Source organism: Streptomyces sp. NPDC028305, from assembly GCF_055569495.1.
Genome location: NZ_JBVHTN010000002.1, coordinates 1,163,712 through 1,189,410 on the forward strand (window position 1 = coordinate 1,163,712; position 25,699 = coordinate 1,189,410).

Annotated in this window: 21 protein-coding genes; 8 read left to right on the forward strand and 13 right to left on the reverse strand. The window is 71.5% G+C overall.

Annotated elements, in window-relative coordinates; all coding sequences use genetic code 11:
• Window positions 1-127: 127 nt before the first annotated feature.
• Complete coding sequence (locus tag ACZ4WQ_RS11170) at window positions 128-850, reverse strand: NADPH-dependent FMN reductase (protein WP_398376901.1); 723 nt, start codon at window positions 848-850, stop codon at window positions 128-130.
• A 137-nt stretch (window positions 851-987) separates the two neighbouring features.
• A complete protein-coding gene (locus ACZ4WQ_RS11175; protein WP_398376902.1) occupies window positions 988-2,091 on the reverse strand; it encodes a TauD/TfdA family dioxygenase in 1,104 nt (367 codons plus the stop codon).
• A gap of 128 nt (window positions 2,092-2,219) precedes the next feature.
• On the opposite strand from ACZ4WQ_RS11175, the gene ACZ4WQ_RS11180 reads away from it, so the two are divergent.
• Both ACZ4WQ_RS11180 and ACZ4WQ_RS11185 read left to right on the forward strand, forming a co-directional pair.
• Window positions 2,220-2,696, forward strand: a complete 477-nt coding sequence (locus ACZ4WQ_RS11180; protein WP_398376903.1) for an L-rhamnose mutarotase — start codon at window positions 2,220-2,222, stop codon at window positions 2,694-2,696.
• 138 nt (window positions 2,697-2,834) lie between these two features.
• Entirely contained in the window at window positions 2,835-4,484 is a 1,650-nt protein-coding gene (locus tag ACZ4WQ_RS11185) for a S1 family peptidase (protein ID WP_398376904.1), read from the forward strand.
• A 143-nt stretch (window positions 4,485-4,627) separates the two neighbouring features.
• Here ACZ4WQ_RS11185 and ACZ4WQ_RS11190 read toward each other — a convergent pair whose 3' ends face one another.
• Together ACZ4WQ_RS11190 and polX are read right to left on the reverse strand one after the other, a co-directional pair.
• On the reverse strand, window positions 4,628-5,470 hold the full coding sequence (locus tag ACZ4WQ_RS11190) for a uracil-DNA glycosylase (RefSeq protein ID WP_398376905.1): 843 nt from the start codon (window positions 5,468-5,470) through the stop codon (window positions 4,628-4,630).
• Entirely contained in the window at window positions 5,419-7,146 is a 1,728-nt protein-coding gene (gene polX, locus ACZ4WQ_RS11195) for a DNA polymerase/3'-5' exonuclease PolX (RefSeq protein WP_398376906.1), read from the reverse strand. The genes ACZ4WQ_RS11190 and polX overlap by 52 nt, the downstream gene beginning before the upstream one ends.
• A 159-nt stretch (window positions 7,147-7,305) precedes the next feature.
• Between polX and ACZ4WQ_RS11200 the strand changes: the two genes are divergently transcribed.
• Both ACZ4WQ_RS11200 and ACZ4WQ_RS11205 read left to right on the forward strand, forming a co-directional pair.
• Complete coding sequence (locus ACZ4WQ_RS11200) at window positions 7,306-8,460, forward strand: baeRF2 domain-containing protein (protein WP_311722977.1); 1,155 nt, start codon at window positions 7,306-7,308, stop codon at window positions 8,458-8,460.
• A 171-nt stretch (window positions 8,461-8,631) separates the two neighbouring features.
• Entirely contained in the window at window positions 8,632-11,400 is a 2,769-nt protein-coding gene (locus ACZ4WQ_RS11205) for a glycoside hydrolase family 2 protein (RefSeq protein WP_398376908.1), read from the forward strand.
• Window positions 11,401-11,776: 376 nt separating this feature from the next.
• Here ACZ4WQ_RS11205 and ACZ4WQ_RS11210 read toward each other — a convergent pair whose 3' ends face one another.
• Both ACZ4WQ_RS11210 and ACZ4WQ_RS11215 read right to left on the reverse strand, forming a co-directional pair.
• Window positions 11,777-12,601, reverse strand: coding sequence for a SigB/SigF/SigG family RNA polymerase sigma factor (locus ACZ4WQ_RS11210; protein WP_398376910.1), 825 nt, complete (start codon window positions 12,599-12,601; stop codon window positions 11,777-11,779).
• Between the two features lie 219 nt (window positions 12,602-12,820).
• The gene (locus ACZ4WQ_RS11215) at window positions 12,821-14,068 is read right to left on the reverse strand and encodes an MFS transporter (RefSeq protein WP_385341965.1); all 1,248 of its coding nucleotides are present in this window, start codon (window positions 14,066-14,068) and stop codon (window positions 12,821-12,823) included.
• A 99-nt stretch (window positions 14,069-14,167) separates the two neighbouring features.
• Here ACZ4WQ_RS11215 and ACZ4WQ_RS11220 point away from each other — a divergent pair, with 99 nt between their 5' ends.
• Window positions 14,168-15,253, forward strand: a complete 1,086-nt coding sequence (locus ACZ4WQ_RS11220; RefSeq protein ID WP_398376911.1) for a DUF5937 family protein — start codon at window positions 14,168-14,170, stop codon at window positions 15,251-15,253.
• Between the two features lie 92 nt (window positions 15,254-15,345).
• A complete protein-coding gene (locus tag ACZ4WQ_RS11225) occupies window positions 15,346-16,824 on the forward strand; it encodes an FGGY-family carbohydrate kinase (RefSeq protein WP_398376913.1) in 1,479 nt (492 codons plus the stop codon).
• A 34-nt stretch (window positions 16,825-16,858) separates the two neighbouring features.
• Here the strand turns inward: ACZ4WQ_RS11225 and ACZ4WQ_RS11230 are convergent, their stop codons facing one another.
• The 6 genes from ACZ4WQ_RS11230 to ACZ4WQ_RS11255 form a co-directional block, all read right to left on the reverse strand.
• Window positions 16,859-17,539: a GntR family transcriptional regulator gene (locus tag ACZ4WQ_RS11230; RefSeq protein WP_398376914.1), complete on the reverse strand. Its 681-nt coding sequence runs from the start codon at window positions 17,537-17,539 to the stop codon at window positions 16,859-16,861.
• Window positions 17,540-17,638: 99 nt separating this feature from the next.
• Window positions 17,639-19,126: an aldehyde dehydrogenase gene (locus tag ACZ4WQ_RS11235; RefSeq protein WP_361184810.1), complete on the reverse strand. Its 1,488-nt coding sequence runs from the start codon at window positions 19,124-19,126 to the stop codon at window positions 17,639-17,641.
• Entirely contained in the window at window positions 19,123-19,968 is an 846-nt protein-coding gene (locus ACZ4WQ_RS11240; RefSeq protein WP_398376952.1) for an alpha/beta fold hydrolase, read from the reverse strand. The genes ACZ4WQ_RS11235 and ACZ4WQ_RS11240 overlap by 4 nt, the downstream gene beginning before the upstream one ends.
• Before the next feature lie 17 nt (window positions 19,969-19,985).
• Complete coding sequence (locus ACZ4WQ_RS11245) at window positions 19,986-20,537, reverse strand: amino acid synthesis family protein (RefSeq protein WP_385341958.1); 552 nt, start codon at window positions 20,535-20,537, stop codon at window positions 19,986-19,988.
• Window positions 20,534-21,145, reverse strand: a complete 612-nt coding sequence (locus ACZ4WQ_RS11250) for an amino acid synthesis family protein (RefSeq protein ID WP_358845669.1) — start codon at window positions 21,143-21,145, stop codon at window positions 20,534-20,536. The genes ACZ4WQ_RS11245 and ACZ4WQ_RS11250 overlap by 4 nt, the downstream gene beginning before the upstream one ends.
• On the reverse strand, window positions 21,142-22,266 hold the full coding sequence (locus ACZ4WQ_RS11255) for an LLM class flavin-dependent oxidoreductase (protein ID WP_311722966.1): 1,125 nt from the start codon (window positions 22,264-22,266) through the stop codon (window positions 21,142-21,144). Before ACZ4WQ_RS11255 ends, ACZ4WQ_RS11250 begins: the two co-directional genes overlap by 4 nt.
• Window positions 22,267-22,475: 209 nt before the next feature.
• Between ACZ4WQ_RS11255 and ACZ4WQ_RS11260 the strand changes: the two genes are divergently transcribed.
• Together ACZ4WQ_RS11260 and ACZ4WQ_RS11265 are read left to right on the forward strand one after the other, a co-directional pair.
• On the forward strand, window positions 22,476-23,393 hold the full coding sequence (locus ACZ4WQ_RS11260; RefSeq protein ID WP_311722965.1) for a flavin reductase: 918 nt from the start codon (window positions 22,476-22,478) through the stop codon (window positions 23,391-23,393).
• Between the two features lie 82 nt (window positions 23,394-23,475).
• Window positions 23,476-24,903, forward strand: coding sequence for a purine-cytosine permease family protein (locus tag ACZ4WQ_RS11265; protein WP_311722964.1), 1,428 nt, complete (start codon window positions 23,476-23,478; stop codon window positions 24,901-24,903).
• Between the two features lie 73 nt (window positions 24,904-24,976).
• Here ACZ4WQ_RS11265 and ACZ4WQ_RS11270 read toward each other — a convergent pair whose 3' ends face one another.
• A complete protein-coding gene (locus tag ACZ4WQ_RS11270) occupies window positions 24,977-25,654 on the reverse strand; it encodes a GntR family transcriptional regulator (RefSeq protein ID WP_398376915.1) in 678 nt (225 codons plus the stop codon).
• Window positions 25,655-25,699 lie beyond the last annotated feature (45 nt).

The window sequence follows — 25,699 nt, forward strand, 5'->3', positions numbered from 1 at the left end:
GCGCCCGATTAATCCCACGATGGGCTGTGGTTTCGTGTCCACCCGTCCCAATGTGCTGTCCCCCGTCCAGATTTGAAATGGTCACACTCTGGTCATGGTTCAGTATTATTGAACATCGTCCCGAAAGCTAAAGTGCGGCCCGCGGGGGTGTCAAGGGCTTTGGCAGTTTGTTGTCCACTGCCCTTCCGGAACGCGTCGCCCTGGTCGTGGTTGACGTCGATAGGTCCCGCAATGCGGGTGCTTTCATCTGTTGTGACCTCAACGCCCGGCGCATCAACGCGAACTCGACGACTTGCTCGGCCACCAGTTCAAGGCGTTCGGCCACCCGTGGATCGTTCACCCGGCCATCGGCGTCGAACGACGTGGTCTCCGTATTGATCGTGACCCCGAGCGGAGTGGGCCACCCGCGCAGTGCGTGAACGGTCGTCCGTAGCGCGGCGACCGCCGAAGCCGCCGCCTGCCATCCGCCGGCGACCGATATGCAGCCCACGGCTCGCCCCGAGAAGTACGGCCGCCGGTCCGTGCGCAGTTCCTCCATGTAGTCGAGCGCGTTCTTCACCATTCCCGAGAGCGAGCCGTGGTAGGCGGGTGTGGCGATCATCAGCCCATCTGCCGACGAGACGGCGTCGACGAGGGCTTTCGCCCGTTCGGACCGTTCAGCCGCCGCGTACTCGTACAGCGGCAGCACCAGGTCGGGCCCACTGATCAGCCTGACTCGCGCGCCTCGGCGGACAGCCTCGGCGAGGGCGATGCGCAAGGCCTTCTCCGCGGTCGAGTCCGCCCTGGTGGACCCGCCGATTCCGATGATCTGGACCGCTTCCGGCATGATGCCCTCACTCTCTTCCTGCATCACAAGTCCCCTGACTTCCGCCGTCGTGCGGCCGTCCTGTTCAGGCCGACACCGCTGTTCGAAGCCGCGCCGCCAGGACCGGGCCGATGACCGCGAGCGCTTCGGGCCGGGTCATGGCACCGTGTGCGACGGGTACGTCAGTTACGTCGATGGTCCCGGCCACATACGGGCGCCACCCATCCGGAGTCGGCCCTCCGTCCTCCCTGTCCACCGTGGCGGAGAAGCCTCCGTGTCCGGGAAACAACACGGTCGCGGATGCTCCAGTGATTCCTGCGAATGTAAGTACGCTGCAACCAGCGATCGCGGCCGTCGTATCGCGGCTCGAACTCGGAACGGGCGTGCAGGCCCTTCCGGTTATTGATGAGCAGCGCCTGGCCGGGGCGCAGGAAGACTTCGTGTGCGACTTCCCGGCAGGCGGACTGAAGCCGCCGCAGCGCTGCTTCGGCCTCAGGGGAAAGGGCATGAACTCCATTGGCGGAGGAGGCGATTTCAGGGCACCATTCGGGCCCGCTGATGATGGGCACGGGGGCGGAGAGCGTTTCGCTCTTGCCGACCAGCCGCGCATAACCCCCGGGAGCGTTGAGCCTGAAGAGAGGCTCCGTGAGCAGCTTGAGCGAGGAGGCGTCCAGGGCCTGGCAGACATCCCGGGCGTCCGCGTAGTAGGTTCCGGCAACACCCTCGTGGTCTGCGCGAAGGCAGTTGAGGACAAGGAAGTCCGGATTGCTCGCATTGTATGATCCGGCCTCGTCGTACACGATGTCGTTGTGGAAGTTGAGAAAAACGGTCGAACTGCGATTCGTCTGTGTCGTAGCTCCGTCCGCGACCGGAATGACATCGTGAATCAGTTGGCCATTTTTCTCGGTGGTGAACTCGACGGGCTCTCCCAGCATCCCACTGAGCCCGAGGAGAACTCCTTCCGAAAGGTATGTGCTCTTCGTTCGGCACGGCCCACCGTCGTCGGGGGTATCGGGAAGTCCGTGTTCGACGGGGAGGTTGCCCACTCGCGCGACGCCGGGGGTGTCCGCATGCCTGCCGAAATCCAGGATGCTCTGTAGGAGATCAATCGGTAAGGTCGCGAATATCTGATGGCAGAGAGCCATCGCCCGATCCATGTCCTGTGCCGGGTCGCCCAGGCCTGCGAGTTGCTCCCCGAGAGATTCCTTCACCCTCTCCGGAATGACGAGGTCTATGAATGTGGGCGCCGACCGGAGGTCCGCGCCAGTGTTCTCGGCTGCATTCATGATCTTCCTTCGTCCCCTTGAGCTCGGACAGGTTCGAGGAGATATACCCATGCCGATACCATCCACACGGTCAGCACTGTGAGTTGCCGGTCTCTTTCGGCACATGTGACAAGGAGAGAGGGAAAGCCATGCGCGTCGCACTGCACTCGGTCCTCAAGGAGGGCCAGGAAGCCGGATACGAAGAGGTGCACGCCACGGTTCCGGCGGATCTGCTGGAGGCGCTGGGCCGGGCGGGCATCACCAACTGGAGGATCTGGCGCAGCGGACGCCATCTGTTCCACCTCGTGGACTGCGAGGACTTCGCCGCCGCGATGGCCGCGCTCGACCAGGATCCGGTCAACCACCGGTGGCAGCCGCCGGATCGGGAACTGGCGCCAGAGGGGGAACTAACCAACCGACTGCTGGCAGGCCTTCATCGGCGACTACGTCGACCACTTCGAGACCACGGGCGGCACCCCGGCCGGGCCCTCGGTCGACATGGCGCTCGGGCAGGTGTGGGAGCTGAGCGAGCAGGCGGCGGCCACGGCGAAGGAGTGAGGGAGGGGCCGAACCGGCGGAGCATACTCATCCCGGGCGCCTCGCGCCCGGTTTTCATCACACCTTGAGTGGCCTTGAAAACACTGAACCACTACCTCCGTATGACCGGGTGACCACCGCGCAGGGACGCAGAGGAAACCACGAACACTCCTCGAGCACCCCCCGGCGCACCCCTACTGGAGGTCAGTGAGTTGAGCCACCGACGTGTGAACAAGCGGACCGTCGTCATAGCCGGCGCCGCCGCGGCCGCCCTCGCGGGAGCGGTCATTCTGCTTCCGAACGCCAACGCGAGCCCGGACAAGTCGGCCGAGTCCAAGACGTTTTCGCCGCAGGCTGCCGTGAAGCTCGCGACGGGCCTCGCTTCTGACCTGGGCACCAACGCGGCGGGGTGGTACTACCAGGGCGACTCCAAGCAGCTGGTGATGAACGTCCTGAACGAGGACGCGGCGAACGACGTCCGGGCCAAGGGCGCTGTGGCCAAGATCGTCGAGAACAGCATGGCGGAGCTCAAGGCCACCACCAAGACGCTGAGCGACAACGCCTCGATCCCCGGCACGGCCTGGTCGATCGACCCGAAGACCAACAAGGTCCGGGTCACCGCCGACAGAACTGTCACGGGTACGAAGTGGGCCACGCTGACCAAGGCCGTGGACGGCCTGGCGGGCACGGCCACCGTTCAGCGAACCAATGGCGAGTTCAAGAAGTTCGACGGGACCGACGAGAAGCAACCCGGCGCCGACGGAGGCGCGGGCCAGGGCCAGGGCCAGGGCGCGGGCGAAGGCCAGGGTCAAGGCGCAGACGACGGTGCCGGTCAGGGCGCCGGACAAGGCGGCGTGGACGACGGCGCGGGCCAGGGAGGCGCGGACGACGGCGCCGGCCAGGGAGCCGGCCAGGGTGGTGCCGACGACGGCGCCGGCCAGGGCGCGGGCGATGGCCAGGGTGCCGGTGACGGCCAGGGTGGCGGCGACGGCGCGGGCGGCGCCGGTGAGCAGGCCGGTGCCCTGGACGGCGGCGACGCCATCTTCGGCGGCGGCGCCCGCTGCTCGCTGGGCTTCAATGTCACGGTCGACGGCGCGCCCGCCTTCCTCACCGCGGGCCACTGCGGCAACATCGCGGAGACCTGGGCCACCGACCAGGCGGGCGCCCAGCAGGTGGGCACCACCGCCGAGTCCCAGTTCCCGGTGAGCGACTTCGCCCTGGTGACGTACGACGACCCGAACACCCAGGCGCCCAGCACGGTGGACCTCCAGGACGGCACCACCCAGGAGATCACCCGGGTCGCCGAGGCGAGCGTCGGGCTGCCGGTGCAGCGCTCCGGCAGCACCACGGGCCTCAGCGACGGCACCGTCACCGGCCTGAACGCCACCGTGAACTACGGCAACGGCGACATCGTCAACGGCCTGATCCAGACCGATGTGTGCGCCGAGCCCGGTGACAGCGGTGGCGCCATGTTCGCCGAGGACGCGGCCGTGGGGCTGACCTCCGGCGGCAGCGGCGACTGCACGCAGGGCGGCGAGACGTTCTTCCAGCCGGTGAGCACCGCGCTCCAGGCCACGGGCGCCGTCATCGGCGGCGACAACGGTGGCGGCGGCGCGGGCCAGGGCGACGGTGCCGGTGACGGCGCGGGCCAGGGTGACGGCGCGGGCCAGGGCGATGGTGCGGGCCAGGGCGATGCGGGCCAGGGCGCCGGAGATGGCGCCGGCCAGGGTGACGGCGCGGGCGCCGGCGACGGCGTCGGCCAGGGAGCCGAGGGCGGCGCGGACGAAGGTGGCGCGGCGGGCAACGGCGACAACGGCGCCGCCGGTAATGGCGACAACGGCGCGGCCGGAGACGGCAACGCCGCGAACCACACGTAACGGCTGATCCGGGCAGGACACCTCCTGCCACCCCTGACCGAGGTCCCGGGCGCCCACCTGCCCCAGTGCCTGGGACCTCGTACCACCCCCCACCGGGCCGCCGGCGCTTCACCGCGCCGGCGGCCCGTCTTCGTCGGCGCGGGTCACAGCCCGGCCGCCTCCGCCGCCGAGCGGAGCACCTCCCGCAGCATCGCCGGGGTCAGCCGCCCGGTGAAGGTGTTCTGCTGACTGACGTGGTAGCAGCCGAACACCCGCAGCGGCGCCCCCGCCTCCACATCCCGCAGTGTGACGCGCGCGCCGTGTGCGAACGCCGGGCGCGGGCGGGGCACCTCCCAGCCGGCCACGGCGAACGCGGGCAGCGCCGCCTGCCAGCCGAACGCCCCCAGCACCACCACCGAGCGCAATGTCGGTCGCAGCAGCCCCAGTTCGCGCACCAGCCAAGGGCGGCAGGTGTCGCGCTCCGAGGCTGTGGGCCGGTTGGCCGGCGGTGCGCAGTGCACGGGCGCGGTGACCCGGACGCCGCGCAGTTCCAGGCCGTCGCCCCGATGGGTCGCCGTCGGCTGATTGGCCAGGCCGACGGCGTACAGCGCCGCGTACAGGAAGTCCCCGGAGCGGTCGCCGGTGAACATCCGGCCGGTGCGGTTGCCGCCGTGCGCGGCGGGGGCCAGACCGACGATGGCCAGCGCGGCGTCGTCCGGTCCGAACCCCGGCACCGGGCGGGCCCAGTAGTCCCACTCGCGGTAGGCCGGGCGCTTGATACGGGCGGCCTCCTCGCGCCACCCCACCAGGCGCGGGCAGGCGCGGCAGCCGCTGACCCGCTGGTCCAGCTCGCGCAGCGTGCCGGCCCCGGGCGCCTGATGAGCGGGGTGTTCGGGGTGCTCGGGTTGTGCGCGGTGTTCAGAGCGTTCAGGGCGTTCAGGGCGTTCGGAGGTGCTCAGCTGTGTCCCTCCTTGCGCAGAAAACGCCGCAGCCGGGCCAGCGGCCATGTGTTGATCACATCGTCGGCGGTCAGCCAGCCGCGCTGCGCCGTCCCCACCCCATAGCGCAGGGCGGCGATGTCGAGGGTGGAGTGCGCGTCGCTGTCGACCGCGAACTTCGCGCCGTGTTCCTTGGCCCGCAGGATGTTCTCGTCCGACAGGTCCAGCCGGTCGGGGTGCGCGTTGATCTCCAGCGCGGTGCCGGTGCGGGCACACGCGGCGAACACCGCGTCCAGATCGGCGTCGATGCCCGGCCGCTTCCCGATCAGCCGGGTGGTCGGATGGCCGATGATGCTGACGTTCGGGTTCTCGCATGCCCGCAGGAGCCGCCGGGTCATCTCGTCCCGCCCCAGGCCGAACTGCGTGTGCACCGACGCCACGCACAGGTCGAAACCCTCGAGGAACTCGTCGGGCCAGTCCACGTCTCCCTGGACGTCGATGTTGAGCTCCACGCCGTGCAGCAGCCGCATCCCGCGCCGCCCCCGGTCCAGGTCCCGGATCTGCTCGCGCTGGTCCAGGATCTTCTCGTCGGTCATCTGCTGCATGTACAGCTTCGGGGCGTGGTCGGTGACGGCGTAGTACGCGTATCCGCGCCGCCGCGCCGCCGCGATCATCTCCTCCAGCGATTCGAGGCCGTCGGTGAGGTTGGTGTGGGTGTGCAGATCGCCGCGCAGATCGGACTCCGTCACCAGCTCGGGGAGGTGCCCGTTCAAGGCCGCCTCGACCTCGCCGCGGTCCTCGCGCAGCGTCGGCGGGATCCAGTCCATGCCGAGCCTGGCGTACACGTCCTCCTCACTGCGGGAGGCGACTCTCTCCCCGCTCCTGGAGTCGAACAGGCCGTACTCGGAGAGCTTGAGGCCGTGGCGCATCGCGATCGCGCGGATCCGGATGTTGTGCGCCTTGGATCCGGTGAAGTACACGAGCCCCGCACCCCAGGAGTCGAGGGGCAGCACCCGCAGATCGACCTGGAGCCCCTTGGTGGTGCGGATCGAGGTCTTCTTCTCCCCGCGCGCGATGACCTCGGCGGTGTACGGCAGGTGGGCGAACGCCTCCATGAACGGGACCGATTCGTCGGCCGCGACCAGGATGTCGATGTCGCCGACGGTCTCCTTCATCCGCCGCAGCGACCCCGCGTACTCGCAGCCCTCACAGCCGGTCACCCGCGACAGCTCGGCCACGATCTCATCGGCCACGCCCATGGCCACGTTCAGCGGCACCCGATCGCCGGCTGCCTGCATGAGGGCGATGCCGTGGCGGATGTTCTCCTCCGTCTTCGGGCCGAAGCCCTTCAGATCGCGCAGCTTGTGTCCGTGGATCGCGTCGGAGAGCTCGTCGATCGACGCGATGTGCAACTCCTCGTACAGCACCATGGCCTTCTTCGGCCCGAGCGCCGGGATGGCGGTCAGCTGCCGCACCCCCGCCGGGATCGCGGCGCGCGCCTCGTCGACGGCCGGCACGCTGCCGGTGCGCAGATACTCCACGACCTTGTCGGCGATCGACTTGCCCACCCCGGGGATCTCGCGCAGGCCCTTCGCGTCGAGCTCGGAGACATCGCGGGGGAAGCCGCCGATCGCGCGGGCGGCCTTCTCGTAGGCGCGCGCCTTGAACGCGTCCCCGCCGGTGATCAGAAGGAGGTCCGCGTACTCGCGGAGCAGCGCCTCGACCTCCTCGTTGGAGCGAGTCACACCGTCAAGTCTAGGCGGGACACGCCGTCGATGGCGCGGCCGGGCGTGCCTGGCGCTCGTGGACCGGTGGAGGGATCCTGGGGTCAGGAACGGGGCGGCGCCCCGGATTCCCCCGGGTGCGCCCCGGCTCTCGCGCGTTTCCCCGGGATGGGGGAGATCATGGATGTTGGATTCCTGAAGCCGCTGTTCGAGCGCCCGGGTCCCTGGGCCTGTGTCTATCTGGACACCTCGCGCGCGACCGAGGACGCGCCCAGGCGGCGCAGGCTGCGGGAGCGGTTCGTCTGCGACCAGCTCGCCCGGCAGGGCGCCGACGCCCCCACCCGCGAGGCGCTGGTCGAGCGGCTGGCGGGCGAGCGGATGGCCAGGCCGTCGGCCGGGCGGGCGCTGTTCGCGGAGGGCGGGGAGGTGGTCCTCGACCTTCCGCTGGCCGCATCGCCGCCCGATGTGGCCACCTCCTGGTCGACGCTTCCCCGGGTCGCGCCGCTGGCGTCCCTGCGCGGCGAGTGTCCCCCGTGTCTGGTGGCCCGTGTCGACCGCTCCGGAGCCGACCTCGAACTGCTCGACGACGCCGGGCCCCGCCCCGTCGGCCGGGCGAGCGGCAGCCCGCCGCCGACCCGCGGACACCGCTCCGTACCCGCCGACCGCTACGAGTGGCACTACCGCAACCGGGTCGAGAACACCTGGGACCAGACCGCCGATCTGGTCGCCGACGAGCTCGCGCGGCGGTGGCCGGACAGCGATGCGCGGCTGCTGGTCCTGGCCGGCGATCCGCGCGAGCGCAGGGCCGTGCACGACCGGCTGCCCGAGCCGCTGCGCGCCCGCACGGTGGAGGCGCAGCACGGCAGCAGGGCCGCGGGCAGCTCCCGGGAGCAGCTCGAAGCGGAGATCGACCGGGTCCGCGAGGAGTACGTCCGCTCCCACCTGGAGGATGTCCTCGACCTGTTCCGCGCCGCGCGGGGCCGCCCGGGCGAGCCGGGTGCGGGTGGCGCCCACGACGGTTCGGCGCCCGGTGGGGCCGCGGAAGGGATGCCTGCGGTGGTGGAGGCGGTACGCAGCCATCAGGCGGCGACCCTGTTGCTGGGGCAGACGGGGGCGGACGCCCGCCGCGAGGTGTGGGTCGGCCCCGGCGTCGACCAGGTGGCGGTGCAGCGCGCCCAGGCCCGCGCGCTGGGTGTCGCGGCGCCCGAGCCGGCGCGCGCGGACGACGCGCTGGTGCGCGCGGCCGCGGCGGCGGACACCGAGGTGCTGCTGGTGCCCGAGGGCATGGCCGGCCCGGCGGGGGGCCTCGGCGCGGTCCTGCGCTGGCACGCCTGAGCGCGCTCCCCGGCCACAGGCCCTGTCTCATCGGCGCGGTTCCGCCGTACGGGGGCACTGCTCCCGCCACGCGGCGGAGCCGGGTGTTGACATGTCGCATTCACGTCTCTAGCGTCCAAAGACTGTTAGGAAAGTTGCCTAACCAACGCCCGGCCTCTCAGGGAGACCTCCGTGTTCCTCCGCCCGGCACCACCCCGGCGGCGGGCGACAGCCCGCGTGCGCTCCGTCCTGACCACCGCGTTCGCCGTCGGCGGTCTGCTCCTGGCGCTCTCCCTCCCGGCCGGGGCCGCCCCGCCGCCCCGTACGCCGACGGCCGTCGGCCAGGCCCCGCCGCCGGTCACCCGGGTGGGGGACGCCGCGGGCACGGCCGCCGCCCTGGCCGGGTTCGCCGTGCAGTCCTCGGCGAAGGTCACCGACACCCCCGCCGCCGTCTCCTCGCCCGGCTACCCCGCCACCGGCTGGTACGCCATGGCGCCCCGGTCGACGGTGCTCGCGGGCCTGCTGGCCAAGGGCGCGTACCCGGATCCGTTCTACTCGACCAACCTCAAGAAAATCCCGGCCGCCGACTTCGCCGTCCCCTGGTGGTACCGCTCCGACTTCACCGTCACCGACCCCGGCTCCCGCACCTACCTGGACTTCAGCGGGGTCGTCTCCGCCGCCGACGTGTACGTCAACGGCGAGCGGATCGCCACCAAGGACCAGGTCGCCGGCGCGTACACCCGCCATGAACTGGACATCACCGACCTGGTCACGGCCGGCACCAACACGGTGGCCTTCAAGGTGGAGCCCAACGACCCGCGCAAGAACCTCACCATGGGCTGGATCGACTGGTTGCAGCCCCCGCCCGACGAGAACATGGGGCTGGTCCGCGATGTCCTGGTGCGCCGCGGCGGCCCGGTGGCCCTGCGCGGGGCGCATGTGACCACCGCGCTGGCCGTCCCCTCGCTGTCCTCCGCCGAACTGACCGTCAAGGCCGAGGCCCGCAACGACTCCGGCGCGCCCGTCACCGCCACCGTCTCCGGGACCGTCGGCCCGGTGTCCTTCAGCCAGACCGTGGCGCTGGCCGCACACGAGAAGAAGACCGTCACCTTCACGCCCTCCGCCTATCCGCAACTGCGCCTGGACCGGCCCCGGGTGTGGTGGCCGGCCGGGATGGGCGGCCAGCCGCTGTACGACCTCGACCTGACCGCCACCGTCTCGGGCACTGCCTCCGATACCGCTCACCAGACCTTCGGCATCCGGGACGTCAAGGCCCCGCTGAACGCGGACGGCGCCCGCCGGTACTCCGTCAACGGCCGCCCGCTGCTGATCAAGGCGGGCGGCTGGTCCCCGGACGTGTTCCTGCGCTGGGACGCCCGCTATGTCGAGGACCGGCTGAAGTACGCCCTCGACCTCGGCCTGAACACCATCCGTCTCGAAGGCCACATCGAACCGGACGAGTTCTTCGACCTCACCGACCGCTACGGCATCCTCACCCTCCCCGGGTGGGAGTGCTGCGACAAGTGGGAGGGCCAGGTCAACGGGGATGAGACGGGCGACAAGTGGACCGCGGCCGACTATGTGGTGGCCAAGGACTCCATGGCCGCCGAGGCCGCGCGGCTGCGCGACCACCCCAGCGTCATCTCCTTCCTCATCGGCAGCGACTTCGCCCCCGACGCGACCATCGAGAAGAACTACCTCGATGCCCTGAAGGCCGCGGACTGGCCCAACCCGGTGATCCCCGCCGCCTCCGCGAAGTCCTCCCCGGTCCTCGGCAAGTCCGGGATGAAGATGACCGGCCCCTACGACTGGGTGCCCCCGAACTACTGGTACGCCAAGCGCGAGGGCGGCGCGACCGGTTTCAACTCCGAGACCAGCGCCGGGCCCGACATCCCGACCCTCGACACGCTCCGGCGGATGATGTCCCCGAGCGAGCTGGAAACGCTGTGGAAGGACCCGAAGGCCAAGCAGTACCACCGCTCGCCGTCGAACACCTTCGGCGACCTGAAGCTCTTCGGCAACGCACTCAACGGCCGCTACGGCCCGCCGACCGGCCTCGAGGACTATGTGCGCAAGGCGCAGCTCGCGCAGTACGAGGCGGTGCGCGCCCAGTACGAGGCGTACGGCCGGAACTTCTCCGACACCTCCAAGCCGGCCACCGGCGTCGTCTACTGGATGCTGAACAGCGGCTGGACCTCCCTGCACTGGCAGCTCTTCGACCGCTACCTCGACCAGGGCGGGGCCTACTTCGGAGCCAAGAAGGCGAACGAACCGCTGCACATCCAGTACTCGTACGACTCGCGGGAGGTGGTCGTGGTCAACAACCGGCACGAGGCGGCCACCGGACTCACCGCGCGGGTGAGCCTCTACGACACCAAGGGCGCGCCCAAGTACGACAAGACCGCCACCGGTGTCACCGCCCCGGCCGACGGGGGCAAGACCACCGCGCTGACCGTGCCCGCCGACGTCAGTGGAGTGTCGGGCACCTACCTGGCCAAGCTCGTCCTCACCGACGGCGCGGGCAACGAGGTCAGCCGCAACGTCTACTGGCTGTCCACCGAGCCGGACGTGCTCGACTGGGACAACACCGACTGGTACTACACCCCGACCACCTCCTACGCCGACCTCACCGGGCTCAGTCGGATGGACCAGGCCCCGGTGTCCGCCACCGCGGCCACCACCACCGGGCCCGACGGGACCGCCACCACGACCGTGACCCTGCGCAACACCTCCAGCGGCCGGACCCCGGCCCTGATGGTGGACGCCCACCTGGTGACCGGCGCGGGCGCGCCCGTCCTGCCCGTGCGCTGGTCGGACAATCAGGTCAGCCTGTGGCCGGGGGAGTCCACGACGCTCACCGCCACCTACCGCGCGGCCGACCTGGGCGGCTCCTCGCCGTCCGTCCGGGTCTCGGGCTGGAACACCGCGACCCGGACGGTGGCGGCGAAGCGTGTGAGCTAGAGCGAATTCCCGGCGGGTCCTGCGGGTTTCACAAGATCACAATCTTGTATGCTATGGGCAGCGCAAAGGAGCCCGCAGCCAGCGGCCCGGTGACGCCCGGCGCCGACGGGCTCCCAGCGTGGACCCGCTGGTGTCCGTACGCTCACGAAAGGGGCTCCACATGCTGTCTACGCAGGATCGTCCCCCGGCGCCCAGTCGCTCCACCGGACGGTGGCGCCGCTATGGCCGGCTCGCGGTGGCGAATTTCGTGCGCGGTGCCTCGTATGCGTGCGGTACGGCGGTCATCGGCCTGATGACCTGGTGGGTGCAGTCCCACTAGCCGTACGCCGAGGGGATCCTGACGCCCGGTCGGGGCCGGGCGCCGGGATCCCCGGTCTCAGCGCGGGCCCGCCATCGGGCCCGTTTCGGCCATGGCCTGCTCGCACAGGCGGGAGCAGGTGCGGCTGAGCAGCCGGGAGACATGCATCTGGGAGATGCCCAACTGCTCTGCGATATGTCTTTGCGTCATGTCGCAGAAGAAGCGCATGTAGAGGATCCGCCGCTCCCGCTCGGGGAGCCGGACCAGCCCCGGCCGCACGGCCTCCCGGTCCACCACCCGGTCATAGGCGGGCTCCCGCTCGCCGAGGGTGTCCAGCAGGGCGTAGCCGTCGTCGGCACCGGTCAGCGGCGCGTCCAGCGAGAGCGGGGTGAAGCTGTCCAGGGCCTCCACTCCGATGCGTACGTCCTGTTCGCAGAGGCCGGTGCGCTCGGCGATCTCCCGGACGTCGGGCGCGTGGTCGTCCAGCGAGTGGCACAGCTCGCGATGGGCGGCCCGCACCTGGTTGCGCAACTCCTGGACCCGGCGCGGGACGTGCAGCCCCCACAGGTGGTCGCGGAAGTGGCGCTTGATCTCGCCGACGACGGTCGGCACCGCGAAGCTCTCGAAGGCCGAACCGCGCCCCGGGTCGAAGCGGTTGACGGCCTTCACCAGGCCCAGGGCGGCCACCTGGCGCAGGTCCTCCAGCGCCTCGCCGCGGTTGCGGTACTGGCCGGCCAGCCGCTCGGCCATCGGCATCCAGGCTTCCACCACCCGCTGACGCAGGGCCTCCCGCTCCGGTCCGTCCGGGAGTTCGGCGATTCTCGTGAATTCGGCAGAGGTGTCGGGGGCGTCGTCGTGGGGGTGGGCCGACGGGCGGGCCTTGTGCTGCACAGCGGTCGTCATGGGACACACCTCCTGCGGTTCGGCTGACGGTTCCAGGGGCGGAGGACGCCGTGTCGCGGGAGGAGGCCCGGGACCGGGCCGTACCCTGAGCGGACACACTGCTCCCGCGGGGCGTGCCTCCGGTCCGAAGCACGGGTTTCGCCTTCCCGGGCCGTCGGGCGGTAAACCGCCTCCGCCCCGGCTCTCCTACGGCCGGGCGCCCGGAGACGACTGCCGAGTTCATGAGACTGCTCGCGCCTTGCGGCGGTAACCGCTGAGCGGCGCTCCCTGATCCTTCTCGGTGGCAACGGCGGAGGCGGAGACGAGCGTCGCCGCGGCCAGACCGCCCCAGAGGGCAGCCGGGCCCCGGGCCGCGAGAGTGGTGATGACCGCTGGGGAGACGGCGAGGCCGAACCCCGTGGAGAGCTGGAAGCGGGCGAGGGCCCGTCCCAGGACATGCGCCGGGGCGAGATGGGTCACGAGTGCCGTGGCGCTGCCCGCGTAGACGATCTCGCCGAGGGTGCAGACCACGGACACCGCGGCGACGGCCGGGGCGCCCCAGCCGTGCCCCAGCGAGGTGGCCGCGAGGAAGCCGAGGTAGGACGCGCTGAGCACCACGCCGGCCAGGGCGAGCGCGGTCCGCTGGGAGAACCGGGCCATCATGACGGTGACCGGAACCTGGAGGATGACCACCAGCACCGTGTTGGCCACGAAGATGACGGCCGACCACACCGGGGACGCGTGCAACTGTGTCACCAGGACCAGCGGAAGCGCGATTTCGGGGACGTTGAGGCAGAAGACGTAGACCACGTTGGCGATCAGCAGTGTGCGGGTCCGGGGCGCGGGCTCGTCGCCCCTGCCCCTGTCCTCGGTGGAGTCGGCGGCCGTATGCGCGTGCACATGGACCGACCACACCAGGGCCGCCGCGACCAGGTAGGTGAGTCCGGTGACGGCTGCCAGCGCCCGAAAAGCGGTCGTGCCGCCCGCCAGGCAGGCGGTGGCGACGAGTGCGCCGACGCCCATGCCGGCGTTGCGCAGGGCACGGCCGGCCGCGAGGGCCGCGTCGCGTTCCCGGCCGTGGGCGACCGTGGCCACGAGAGCGGCGTGGGCGGCCGGCCATGCCTGGTTGCCGATGCCGAGGAAGAGCGCCGCCGCCACGAACAGCGAGACATGCCCCGCCGGGGCTGCCAGCAACAGGGCCACGCCCACCACCCGCACCAGCATCGACGCCGCCACGGCCGCGCTCCGCGCGCCCCGGTCCAGCCATCGGCCCAGCGCGGGCACGCACATCAGACCCGCGACGATGCCCACCGTCATGGCAACGCCGGTGACGGTCGCGGACAGACTCAGCACCGTCACTCCGTAGAGCAGCAGAAAGGGCCGCAGCAGACCGGTGCCGAGCGCGTCCACGGCCAGGGCGACGGCATAGCGGGGGCCTCCCGAGGCCCGGACGAGGGCACGGGGCTTGATCTTGGTGGTGGTTGCCATGGCGCCCAAGCTGCGTCCGGCCACCGCGCGGGGCACGCCGATTGACGGATACTGCCAACCGACGCCGTCGTCGACCATCTGGCCAGGGATGATGAGTGGATGACGCTTCGCATCGACATCAGCGGTCCGCCGTCCGAGCGGCTGCGGTTCGCCGCCTCGCCACTGGCCGAGCTGACCGCGATGCTGCATGTGCTGGCCGAACCCGGGCATCATCCGCAGCTCGCCGGCTGGGCCGGGGACGTCTGGGCCGGGCTGCGGCCGGAGTTGGCCGAGCGGTTGCGGGAAGCGGAGTTCCTCTGGCGTTCCTCACAAGCCGACTTTCTGATCCCCGGCCGACCTCGGTTGACCCTCGCCGAGGAGTTGGACGACGTGGACCGGATCGACGACGAGACGTATGTGACCGCCGCGCTCGTCACCACGTGCGGCAGCAACCGGGTCCACTTCGCCACGCGGTCGCCGCTCGCGGACGTGACGGCGCGCGAGCGGGCGCTGGACCTGGCCCAGGCCCGCGGCGCGCGGCAAGAGGCCTTCGCGGAACGGCTGCTCGCGGACCCGGCCGTGGTGCGGGCGCGATTGCGCCACACCCTCGAACAGTGCGCCGAGGCCTTCTTCGATGCCGCCTGGACGGGCGCCGCCGTGCGGCTCGCCACCGACCTGCGGCTGAAGAACGACCTGCTCAAGCGTCAGGGCATCGGGGCGGCGCTCGCATCGGTCTCGGGCGCGGTCACCCTGGCGCCGGACGGCGACTGCATCATCGTGGACAAGCTCCAGGACAAGGCGACCGCCGCCCATGGCACCGGGGTCACCTTCATCCCCAGTGTCTTCGGCAGCCCGCACCTGGTGGCCGTCCACACGTCCGGGTGGCAGCCGGTGGTGCAGTACCCCGTGGCCGAGCCGAGTCCATCAGAGCCGGTATCGCTGGAAACGGTCACTCTACGGCTGGAGGCACTCGCACATCCGGTACGGCTGCGGCTGCTGCGCACCCTGGCCCGCGGCCCGCACACCACCCGCGAGCTGGCCCATGCCTGGGAGCTCTCACCCCCGGAGGTGTCCCGCCACCTCGCTGCCCTGCGCCGCGCGGGTCTGCTCACGGCCCGGCGGCAGGGTCGCTACGTCCGCTACTCCCTCAATCTGCCCGATCTGACGGCGCTGGGCGCCGACCTGCTGGCGGCCGTACTGCGCTGAGCGGCTGTCCCAGGGTGGCGGCGGCTACCGTGTACCTGTGACGAGGAGGCCGACGAGCGCATGATGGGCATCGAACGCGGCGGGTACCCGCGATGAGCCAACCGGTGTTCCTCGGTGTCGACATCGGCACCGGATCCTCCAAAGGCGTGGCCGTGTGCGCCGACGGCCGGGTGCTCGCCCGCGCCACGCGCCCGCACCGCACCGCGACCCCCCGCCCCGGCTGGTTCGAACATGACGCCGAGAGCGTGTGGTGGGCCGACTTCACCTCCCTCGTCCGGGAGCTCCTCGGCGCCGACGGCGTGGCCGCGCGGGCGGTGGCCGCGGTCGGGGTCTCCGGCATCGGCCCGTGTCTGCTGCCCGCCGACGCGGCCGGCCGACCGCTGCGCCCCGCGATCCTGTACGGGGTCGACACCCGCGCCACCGCCGAGATCGCCGAACTGACCGCCGAACTCGGCGCGGAGGAGATCCTGGCGCGCGGCGGCTCCCCGCTCACCAGCCAGGCGGTCGGCCCGAAGCTGCGCTGGCTCGCCCGCCACGAGCCGGACGTGTGGCGGGCGACCCGCCGGTTCTTCATGGCCTCCAGCCTGCTGGTGCACCGGCTGACGGGGGAGTATGTGCTGGATCACCACTCGGCCAGCCAGTGCGATCCGCTGTACGACCTCGACGCCCGGCGCTGGAACGACAGCTGGGCCCAGCGGGTCGCCCCCGGCCTCGAACTCCCCGCGCTGGCCTGGCCCGGCGAGGTGGTGGGTGCCGTGCACGCGGCCGCCGCCGCGGAGACCGGGCTGCCCGAGGGGGTGCCGGTGACCGCGGGCACCATCGACGCCTGGGCGGAGGCCGCGAGCGTCGACGCGCTGGCCCCCGGCGACACCATGGTGATGTACGGCTCGACCATGTTCCTCACCGTCATGGGCGAGCGGCCGATGCGCCACCCCGCGCTGTGGGGCACCACCGGAGTGCGCCCGGCCGGCTACTGCCTCGCGGCGGGCATGGCGACCTCCGGCAGCCTTACCGACTGGCTGCGGGAGCTCACCGGCTCGGACTTCGCCACGCTGCTGGCCGAGGCCGAGCGGGTGCCGCCCGGCTCACGGGGGCTGCTGATGCTGCCGTACTTCGCCGGGGAGCGCACCCCGCTGTTCGACCCGCGGGCGCGCGGCACCGTCATCGGGCTGACGCTGGGCCACGGGCGCGCGGAGCTGTACCGGGCGGCGCTCGAGGCCACCGCGTTCGGAGTGCGCCACAACCTCGAGGCGTTCGCCGACGCCGGGGCCCGTATCGACCGCCTGGTCGCGGTGGGCGGCGGCGCCAGGAGCCTGTGGACGGCCATCGTCTCCGCCGCGATCGGCCTGCCGCAGCAGATCCCGGCCGAGACGATCGGCGCCTGCCTGGGCGACGCGGCTCTCGCGGCCCGGGCCCTCGGCGCCGACACCGGCGGCTGGAACCCGATCATCGCGACCGTCGAACCGGACGAGGCCTGGCGCGCGGTCTACGACGGCCGGTACCCCCTGTACCGGGAGCTCTACGACGCGACGCGACGCATCAGCCACGCCCTGGCCGCCTCGACGCCGTAGCGCCCGGGCGGCCGTGGGGCCGAGCGGCCGCGGTTCAGCTCTGCCGCTCGTCCATGCCGGCCATCAGCGCCTGGTGGCTCAGCCGTACGTGCTCGCGCATCACGCGCTCCGCGCCGTCGCCGTCCTTGGCCAGGATCAGGCTGAGCACACGGTGGTGCTCGCTGTCCGACTCGGTGAGCCGCCCCGGCCGCGACAGCGAGGTGCGCACCAGGCGGGCGTAGGCCAGCTGGTTCATCAGGGTGCGGTAGTGCGCCTCCAGCTTGCTGTTGTCGGCGCCCTTGACGATCAGGTCGTGGAACTCGTGGACCAGCGCCGCGTACCCCTCGGCGTCGCCGTCCCGGACCGCCGTGTCGGCCGCCCGCATATTGGCCTCCAGCAGCTCCACCTCCGGCACGTTCCCCCGGAAGGCCAGCAGCCGGGCGGCGGCGCCCTCCAGCAGTTCCTTCATCTGGAACAGCTCGGTCAGCTCGCGCCGGGAGGGCACGGCCACAAAGGTCCCGACCCGCGGCCGGACCTCCACCAACCCCTCGATCTGAAGCTGCTTGAGCGCCTCGCGGATCGGCGTGCGGCTGACCCCGAAGGTCTCGGACAGCGCCATCTCGGACAGGCTGGAGCGGGGCGGCAGCTCTCCGCTGATGATCATCTGCCGCAGCTCCTCGGCGACCCTCGCCTGCATGCTGGTCTGCTGAAGCCGCTTGCCTGTGGGTTGTTGCATGGTACGTGACACTAGATGTGGGCAGCGCCCGCCGTCAACCGGCGCGGGCCCTGGTGTGAGCCCGCGCCGGTCGCTGCCATGCAAGACAAGCGCATCTGCTCATGACCTCAGGATGAAGGGATCCCCCGCGGGCTCCTCGCTCGTATTGATCCACACGCTCTTCAGCCGGGTGTACTCCCGGATGACCTCCGTGCCGTGCTCGGTCCCCACGCCGCTGCTCTTGAAGCCCGCCCGGGGCGACATCGGCGACATCGAGCGATAGGTGTTGGCCCACACCGTGCCCGCCTCCAGCCGGGCGGCCATCCGGTGGACACGGTTGACGTCCCGGGTCCACACGCCCGCCGCGAGGCCGTACGAGGAGTCGTTGGCGATCGCCAGCGCCTCCTCCTCGGAGCCGAACGGCATCACCGTGGCGACCGGCCCGAAGATCTCCTCCTGGCAGATGCGCATGGAGTTGTCGGTGCCGGTGAAGACGGTGGGGGAGTAGAAGTACCCGTCGAGGTCCACCTGGGGACGCCGCCCGCCGCACACCACCTTGCCGCCCTCGGCCTGCCCCAGCTCGACATACGACTCGACCTTCGCCAGCTGGTCGGCGATGGCCAGCGGGCCCAGTTCGGTGGTCTCCTCCAGCGGGTCCCCGATCCGGATCGTGGCCGCCCTCGCCGTCACCCGCTCCAGGACCTCGTCGTACACCTCCCGGTGCACCAGCACCCGGCTGCCCGCCACACAGGTCTGGCCGGCGGCCGCGAAGATCCCGGCGATCACACCCATGGCCGCCGAGCCGAGGTCTGCGTCCGGGAAGATGATGTTGGGCGACTTCCCGCCGAGCTCCAGGGTGCAGCGGATGAGCCGGTCCGCGCAGGTGCGGGCGATACGGCGGCCGGTCTCGGTGGAACCGGTGAACGTCACCTTCGCCACGCCCGGGTGCTCGGTCAGCGGCGCGCCCGCGCCCGCGCCGAGGCCGGTGACCACATTGACCACCCCGGGCGGGAAGCCTGCCCGCTCGAAGAGCGGCGCGAGCGCCAGCAGCGAGGCCGAGGTGTGCTCGGAGGGCTTGACGACCACCGTGTTCCCGGCAGCGAGGGCCGGGGCGAGCTTGGTGGCGGTGAGCAGCAGCGGGGAGTTCCACGGAGTGATGGCGCCGACCACGCCGACCGGTTCGCGCAGCGTGTAGTTGAGCAGGGTGCGGGTCGCACCGGGGATCACCTCGCCGTGGATCTTGTCGGCCAGCCCGGCGTAGTAGTGGAAGTACTCCGGCAGCCCGGCCATCTGGGCCCGCATCTCACGCAGCAGCTTGCCGTTGTCGAGGGTCTCGGTACGGGCCAGCTCCTCGGCGTGTTCGCCGATCAGCTCGGCCAGGGCGCGCAGCAGCCGCCCGCGCCCGGTCTGGCTCAGATCGCGCCAGCGCGGGTCCTCGAAGGCGGTGCGGGCCGCGGCGACCGCGCGGTCCACATCGGCGGCGGTGCCGCTCGCCGCCTCGTACCAGGGCTCGGCGGTGGCCGGGTTGAGGCTCGGGAAGTAGCCGCCGTCGGCGGGGGCGGTCCACTCGCCCGCGATGTAGTGGTCGTGGCGCGGCAGGCGGTTCATGGGCGGTGACACTCCTGTCCGGTGTGGCTGAGGATCACGTCGGTGAGCCCTTCCGGGGACTCCAGCGGCAGCAGATGGCGGGCTCCGGGCACGATCACCGCCCGGCCGCCGGGGATCCGCCCGGCCAGTCGGCGCGACATCTCCGGGGTCGAGCCGGGGTCGTCCGCGCCGGTCACCGCGAGGGTGGGGGCGCCGATCCGGGGCAGCAGCGGCCACAGCCCGGCGTCGGCGGTCGCGAACACGTCGTAGCAGGCGAGATAGGAGGCCCGGTCGTTGGCCAGCAGGGTGCCGAGCACGTCCTGCGCCAGGCCGGGCTCCTGGGCCCGCCAGCCGGGCGAGAACCATCTGTCGACAGCCGCCCACGCGGACGCCCCGAAGTCCCGGGCGGCCAGCTCCCTGCGCCGCGCCACCGCCACCCGCTCCTCCTCGGTGCGCCCGGCGACCGAGCTGACGAGGGTGAGCGAGGCGGCGAGCTCGGGCCGGGCCAGCCCGAGCTGCTGGGCCACCAGGGCGCCGAGCGAGAAGCCGACGAGGTGCGTGGGGCCGTCCAGCAGCGCCGCGACATCCGCGGCCAGTTCGGCGAGGGACACCCCGGCGGCCGCGGCGGGGGAGGCGCCATGACCGCGCAGATCGACCAGGGTCACCCGGTGCCGGGCCGCGAGCCGGGGCAGGCAGCGGTCCCACAGGTGGCGGTCGAGCCCGACGCCGTGCAGCAGCATCAGGCCGGGGCCCTCGCCGTGCGTCTCGTGGCTCAGCGCGACCGAGGCGAGGGCTTGTGCCCGGGGCGGCCGGTCGAGGCCGCCGGCCCCGGACCCGCGATCGAGAGCCCGTGCCGTGCCCATGTCGCTCACGGCGTCCCTCACCGTTCCGTCGACAGCGGGGCCAGCCGGGCCTGCGGACGCCCCTGGGCGGCGGCCGCCAGACCGATCACGATCTCGTCGGCGCGCGGCCCGTCCGGCACCCGGGCCTCGATGCTCTGGTGGTGCGAGCGGACGGTCGCGTCGGTGATGTGCTTGAGCGGTATGTCGAAGACGGTGCCCGCCGCGGCCCGCTTCTCCACCGCCGGCAGCAGCGTGGTGGCCTGCGCGGCCCGGCGGAAGTGGTCGCCGAACTTGAGCGTGTGGATCAGCCCGGAGCCGTGCTCGACCTCCCCGTCCAGGCCCACGACGGCGGCCTTGCCGTACGCCTCCACCGGCGCGCCCAGCGCCTCGACCACCCGGGGGGCCAGCAGCTCGCCGAGTTTCGGGGCGACCTCGTCGATCCCGGGCAGCAGATCCGCGACATAGCCCTGCCCGGCCCAGGGGTTCTCGATCACGGCGAGCACCACCGCGGTACGGGCCGGCGGGTCGACCGGGCGGCCGCCTTCGGTGTGGATGTCCTCGGTGAAGGTGATGATCTTGCGGATGTTCACGGGGCGGTCTCCAGATCGGCGAGGCGTACGAGGGGGTCGGTGGCGCGGTCCCCGATCCGCGCGTTCGGACGGGGGCCGGACGCGCCGGCCGCGACGACGACGATCTCGTCCGGCCGGGGCGCGTCGGGGACCCGGATATGGCAGGTCTGGTAGTGCGAGCGGGTCGCGGCCGCGGTCTTGTGCCACAGCGGTACGGTCAGCGGCTCGCCGGCCGGGAACCGGTCGTCGCTGAAGACGATGATCGAGGTGCCCTCGGTCAGCTCGCGGAGGACATTGCCGAAGAACGGCGTGTGGATCAGCGCGCCGCCGTGCTCGATCTCCCCGTCCAGCCCCACGATCGCGGCCTTGCCGAAGGACTCGACGCGCCCGACCCCGCCCAGCGCCTCGATCACCCGGTCGGTGAGCAGCCGCGCCAGCCCCGGCGCGATCGCCTCGACCTCGGGCTGTAGATCGGCGACGAAGCCGCGCCCGGCCCAGGGGTTGCGGATCACCGCGGCCGCGGCGGCCCGGCGCACCGGCACGGCCACCGGGCGGCCGAGCTCCAGCAGCAGCTCGTCGGTCACGGTCACCACCTTCCGCAGCCCGGCCAGGCCGTTCGCGGCACTCATGAGGTGAACTCCGGCATGACCTTCTCCGCGAACAGCTCCAGGCTGCGCATCGCCTTGCGGTGCTCCAGGCCGGGGTGGGTGGTCCACAGCAGCAGATGCTCCAGACCCACCTCGTCACGCAGCTCGGCGATCTTCTCCGTGACGTACTCCGGGGTGCCGACCAGCAGGTTGCGCCCGTGCAGAAAGTCGAAGGACAGCTCGTGGGCGTCGGTGAGTTCCTCGCCCGCCTCCATCAGGTTGGCCAGGCCCCGCCAGTGCATGATCCACCGGTAGGTGGTCATCAGCGACTCCTCGAAGTCGGCACGGGCCTGTTCCATGGTGTCCGCGACATAGACGTCGCGGACCAGGCCGATGCCCTCGCCGAGCGCGTACTCGCGGCCCGAGGCCCGGCTGGCGGTGGCGCGGTAGAGCTCGAAGCGCTCCTTGAGCGCGGAGACCGGCGGCAGCCAGAACATGCCCTGGACGCCCTCGGCCGCGGCCGCCTGGATCGAGCGGGGGCTGTCGATGACCTGCCACAGGGGCGGGTGCGGGCGCTGTAGCGGGAACGGCGTGACCTGCATCTTGGTGATCACCCCGGCCTCGGTGTACTCGGGGGTGGCGGGGGAGAGCGGGTGGTTCCACTTCACACCGGGGGCAGGAAACTCGTAAAACTGTCCTTTGTGGGAGAAAAACTCGCCGCTCCACGCCTTGCGCAGGATCTCCACGGTCTCCTCGTACAGCGCGCGGTTCCGCTCCTGGTCGCGCGGGTCGGCCAGGGCGTTGAGGTTGAGCGCCTCCCGTCCGTACAGGCCGCGCCCGAGGCCCACCTCGACCCGGCCGCCGGACAGCTGGTCGAGCATGGCGATGTCCTCGGCGAGCCGCAGCGGATGCCAGAAGGTGGCGATGCTCGCGGCCTGGCCGATCCTGATGCGCTCGGTGCGGGCGGCGATGTCCGCGCCCATGAGGACCGGGTTCGGGGTGATCTCGATCGCCTCGTGCCCGAAGTGGTGCTCCGTGTACCAGGTGGACCAGAAACCGGCCCGCTCCGCGGCGATCGCGAACTCGCGGGCCTCGTCCATGACATGGGCGTAGGAGTCGAGCCGCCCAGGCGCTCCGAGGTTGTGGAATATCGAAAATCGCATCCGATGACCCTCCAGCTCAAGCTGTGCCATGGCAGCGAGGCTAGGAGTCCGGTTTCGACTCGTCAAGGGTTAGCGTCAAGACGACAACATTGACCTGTGTATTTGGCGCCGACCAGGGTCTTCAGGGCTCTTTCTGTCCGAGGTGTTGACAGCGGCTGGTGCCGTTCTTACCGTCCTCTGCCATACAAGAGCTGAGTGAGGGAACCGTCATGACGCGAACTCTTGACCGCACCGCCCGAATCCGCTCCGCCTGGCGGGCCGCCTGGGACCAGGGCCGCCTCGAGGCGCTGGACGAACTGCTCAGCCCCGGCTATGTCCGGCGCCGCGGACCGGCCGGCGCCCCGCAGGACCGGGAGCAGTTCAAGGACTCTGTCCGCGCCGTCCGCCAGGCCTTTCCCGATCTGCGGACCGAGATCGAGGAGATCGTCGAGGACGGCGAACGGCTGGCGATCCGCTGGCGCTCCACCGGCCGCCACACCGGGGACTTTCTCGGTGTGCCGCCCACCGGCCGGCCGGTCGAGGTGTCCGGCGCGACCTTCAGCCGCTTCGACGGGGCCGCGGTGGCCGAGGAGTGGGTCACCTTCGACTCCCGCCAACTGCTCGAGGCGCTGGGAATCGTCACCACCACCCAGCGGGCCGCGGCCGACGCCGAGCTGGTGCGCGGGGTGCACCGCAAGTTCATCACCGGGGTGACCGTGGTGACCTGCGACGACGACGGCAGGCCCCGGGGCCTCGCGGTCAACGCCTTCGCCAGCATCTCCCTGGACCCGCCCATGGTGCTGGTCTGCGTCCAGCGCAGCTCCACCACCCACCCCGCGCTCCACCGCGCCACCCACCTCGGCATCAACATCCTGGCCGCCGGCCAGCTGGATGTGGCCAGGACCTTCGCCTCCAAGGCCGACGACAAGTTCGCCGGGCACCCCTGGACCCCAGGCGGCCACGGCGTGCCGCTGCTCGATGGGTGCTGCGCCCAGCTGGAGGTGGAGATCGGCGAGCGGCTGGAGGCCGGCAGCCACACCGTCTTCACCGGCCGGGTGGTCCACGCCCACCACGACGACCTGGCGCCGCTGGTCTACAGCGGAGGCGGGTTCTTCGACATCTCGCAGACGGCACCCCTGCCGTGGTGAGCCGAGCCGGTCCGCGCCCGTACGCGCTTCCGCACCCCGCCACCCCCCGACGCCCACCTCCTCCCGTCCCCAGGAGCACCCCATGACGCATGACGCCCCCGCGCCGGTGTACGGCAGCGCGGTCACCAAGGTCGAACCCTTCGGGGTCGACCACATCCCCGACAACGAGCGGCACGGCAAGCCCAGCTCACAGTTCTTCGTCTGGTTCGCCGCCGGCCTCAACTTCCCCATCATCCTGCTCGGATTCAGCGCGGCCTGGTTCGGGCTGAGCTTCACCGCCGCCGTCGCCGCGATCGTCCTGGGTGCCGCGCTCGGCTCGCTGCTGATGGCGGTGATGTCCCGGATGGGCGTACGGCTCGGTGTGCCGCAGCAGATCCAGGCGCGCGGCCCGCTCGGCTTCTTCGGCAACTTCCTGCCCGTGGCCTACATCAATGTCTTCGCCGGGATCGGGTGGGCGTCGGTCACCGTGATCCTGGGCGGAAAGGCGTTCGCGGAGCTGACCCATCTGCCGTTCTGGCTCTGCGCGCTGGCGCTCACCGCCGTCGAACTGGTGGTGTCCGTCTACGGCTACAACATGATCAATTATCTACAGCGGGTGCTCACCTATGTCCTTACCCCGCTGTTTGTGATGATCACGGTGGTCGCCGTGGTCCGCGGCGGAGGCACCTTCGGCGCCGACCCGCACGCCAAGGGGTACATCGGCGGCACAGGCGGCTGGATCACCTTCGGCGGCTGGTTCCTGTCGTTCCTGGTCGCCTGGGCGCCGTTCGCCTCCGACTACTCCCGCTATCTGCCCGACTCGCCGCAGGTGGTGAAGCGCACCGCCTGGTACACCGGGCTCGGCAACTTCGTCACCATCTGCTGGCTCGGCATCCTGGGCGTGCTGGTGGGCTCCAGCGCCACCAGCACGGACTCCATCACCGCCCTGCACGAGCTGGCCGGCCCGTTCGCCGTGCCCGCGCTCATCGCGATCACCCTGTCCGCGCTCGCGCAGAACTTCCTCAACGTCTACGGCGGCGCGATCTCCGTCCAGACGCTGAAGGTGCCGGTCAGCCGCACCCAGGCGGTCGTGGTGATCTGTCTGCTGGCCTATGCGATCAGCCTGTGGGGCGAGTCCGGGACCGAGGACAAGTTCAAGGTCTTCCTCAACCTCACCGCGTACTTCATCGCCCCCTTCGCGGCCGTGCTGCTGCTCGACTACCACCTGGGCGGACGCTCCGACCCGGCCAGGATCGCCGAGCTGTACGACCGGAGCAGGGTGCTCGGCTGGGGCTTCGTGGCCTGGGCGGGCGGGGTGCTGGCCTCGGTGCCGTTCTGGCAGTCCAGCTTCTACACAGGGCCCTTCTCGGCGGCGTACCCGGGCGCGGGCGACCTGAGCATGTTCGTCGCGTCCGGCGCGTCCGTGGTGCTCTATCTGCTGACCTACCGACTGCGGCCGCTGTGGGTGCGCGAGGACGCTACCGCGCCTGCTCTGAGTACGGAGGAACCTGCGGTGGTCGCGGGCTCCTGAGGGGGATATCGGCGGCGGGCGGCATCGCTGAGGCGGTGCCGCCCGATCGCGGTGGCGGGCCCGGCGGGGTGCCTCAGCCCTCCGCCCGGGACGTGTCGTCGCGCAGCGCGGAGCGCAGCTGGTCGCGGGCGTCGCCGAGATGTGCGCGCAGGGCGGCGAGGGCCGCCTCGCGGTCGCCGCGGCGGGCGGCGTCCAGCAGTGCGGCGTGGTTCTCGGCCGGGGAGTGCAGATCGACGCCCTGGGCGTTGGTGATGTCGAGGACCACCGCGAACGTCGGCCGGTACTGCTCCCATACCGCGATCAGCCGCCGGTGCCCGGACAGCTCGTAGAACCGCGAGTGGAAGTCCAGGTCGGCCTCGGCGAACAGCCGGGCATCGGCCCGGCCGGCGGCCTGCCGCATGCGTTCCACACACGCCTGGGAGCGGGCCCAGTCGGCGTCCCGGGCCTTGTTCATGGCCAGGGACAGGGCCAGGCTCTCCAGGGACTCGCGCAGGGTGTACAGCTCCTCGACGTCCTCGGCGTCCAGGCCGGTGACATAGACCCCGCGCCGCTGGGAGGCGACCAGCCCCTCCGCCTCGAGCCGGCGCAGCGCGTCCCGCACCGGGCCGCGGCTGACGTCGAAGCGCTCGGCCAGCTGGCCCTCCACCAGGTGGGTACCGGGCCGCAGCCGGCCGCTGATGACCTGGACCCGCAGCTCATGGGCGACGCGCTCGCCCAGAGAGTCCTCCCGCTTGATCGCAAGGTTGTCCACGTCGGGCACCTCTCGCTCGCTCCCTGCCTGTCCGGTCAACGGTTG

Coding starts and splice junctions, on each gene's coding strand:
- ACZ4WQ_RS11170 (WP_398376901.1), bottom strand. CDS start 850: ATGCAGGAAGAGAGTGAGGGCATCATGCCGGAAGCGGTCCAGATCATC.
- ACZ4WQ_RS11175 (WP_398376902.1), bottom strand. CDS start 2,091: ATGAATGCAGCCGAGAACACTGGCGCGGACCTCCGGTCGGCGCCCACA.
- ACZ4WQ_RS11180 (WP_398376903.1), top strand. CDS start 2,220: ATGCGCGTCGCACTGCACTCGGTCCTCAAGGAGGGCCAGGAAGCCGGA.
- ACZ4WQ_RS11190 (WP_398376905.1), bottom strand. CDS start 5,470: ATGGCCGCTGGCCCGGCTGCGGCGTTTTCTGCGCAAGGAGGGACACAG.
- ACZ4WQ_RS11200 (WP_311722977.1), top strand. CDS start 7,306: ATGGATGTTGGATTCCTGAAGCCGCTGTTCGAGCGCCCGGGTCCCTGG.
- ACZ4WQ_RS11210 (WP_398376910.1), bottom strand. CDS start 12,601: ATGACGACCGCTGTGCAGCACAAGGCCCGCCCGTCGGCCCACCCCCAC.
- ACZ4WQ_RS11215 (WP_385341965.1), bottom strand. CDS start 14,068: ATGGCAACCACCACCAAGATCAAGCCCCGTGCCCTCGTCCGGGCCTCG.
- ACZ4WQ_RS11220 (WP_398376911.1), top strand. CDS start 14,168: ATGACGCTTCGCATCGACATCAGCGGTCCGCCGTCCGAGCGGCTGCGG.
- ACZ4WQ_RS11225 (WP_398376913.1), top strand. CDS start 15,346: ATGAGCCAACCGGTGTTCCTCGGTGTCGACATCGGCACCGGATCCTCC.
- ACZ4WQ_RS11230 (WP_398376914.1), bottom strand. CDS start 17,539: ATGCAACAACCCACAGGCAAGCGGCTTCAGCAGACCAGCATGCAGGCG.
- ACZ4WQ_RS11235 (WP_361184810.1), bottom strand. CDS start 19,126: ATGAACCGCCTGCCGCGCCACGACCACTACATCGCGGGCGAGTGGACC.
- ACZ4WQ_RS11240 (WP_398376952.1), bottom strand. CDS start 19,968: ATGGGCACGGCACGGGCTCTCGATCGCGGGTCCGGGGCCGGCGGCCTC.
- ACZ4WQ_RS11250 (WP_358845669.1), bottom strand. CDS start 21,145: ATGAGTGCCGCGAACGGCCTGGCCGGGCTGCGGAAGGTGGTGACCGTG.
- ACZ4WQ_RS11255 (WP_311722966.1), bottom strand. CDS start 22,266: ATGCGATTTTCGATATTCCACAACCTCGGAGCGCCTGGGCGGCTCGAC.
- ACZ4WQ_RS11260 (WP_311722965.1), top strand. CDS start 22,476: ATGACGCGAACTCTTGACCGCACCGCCCGAATCCGCTCCGCCTGGCGG.
- ACZ4WQ_RS11265 (WP_311722964.1), top strand. CDS start 23,476: ATGACGCATGACGCCCCCGCGCCGGTGTACGGCAGCGCGGTCACCAAG.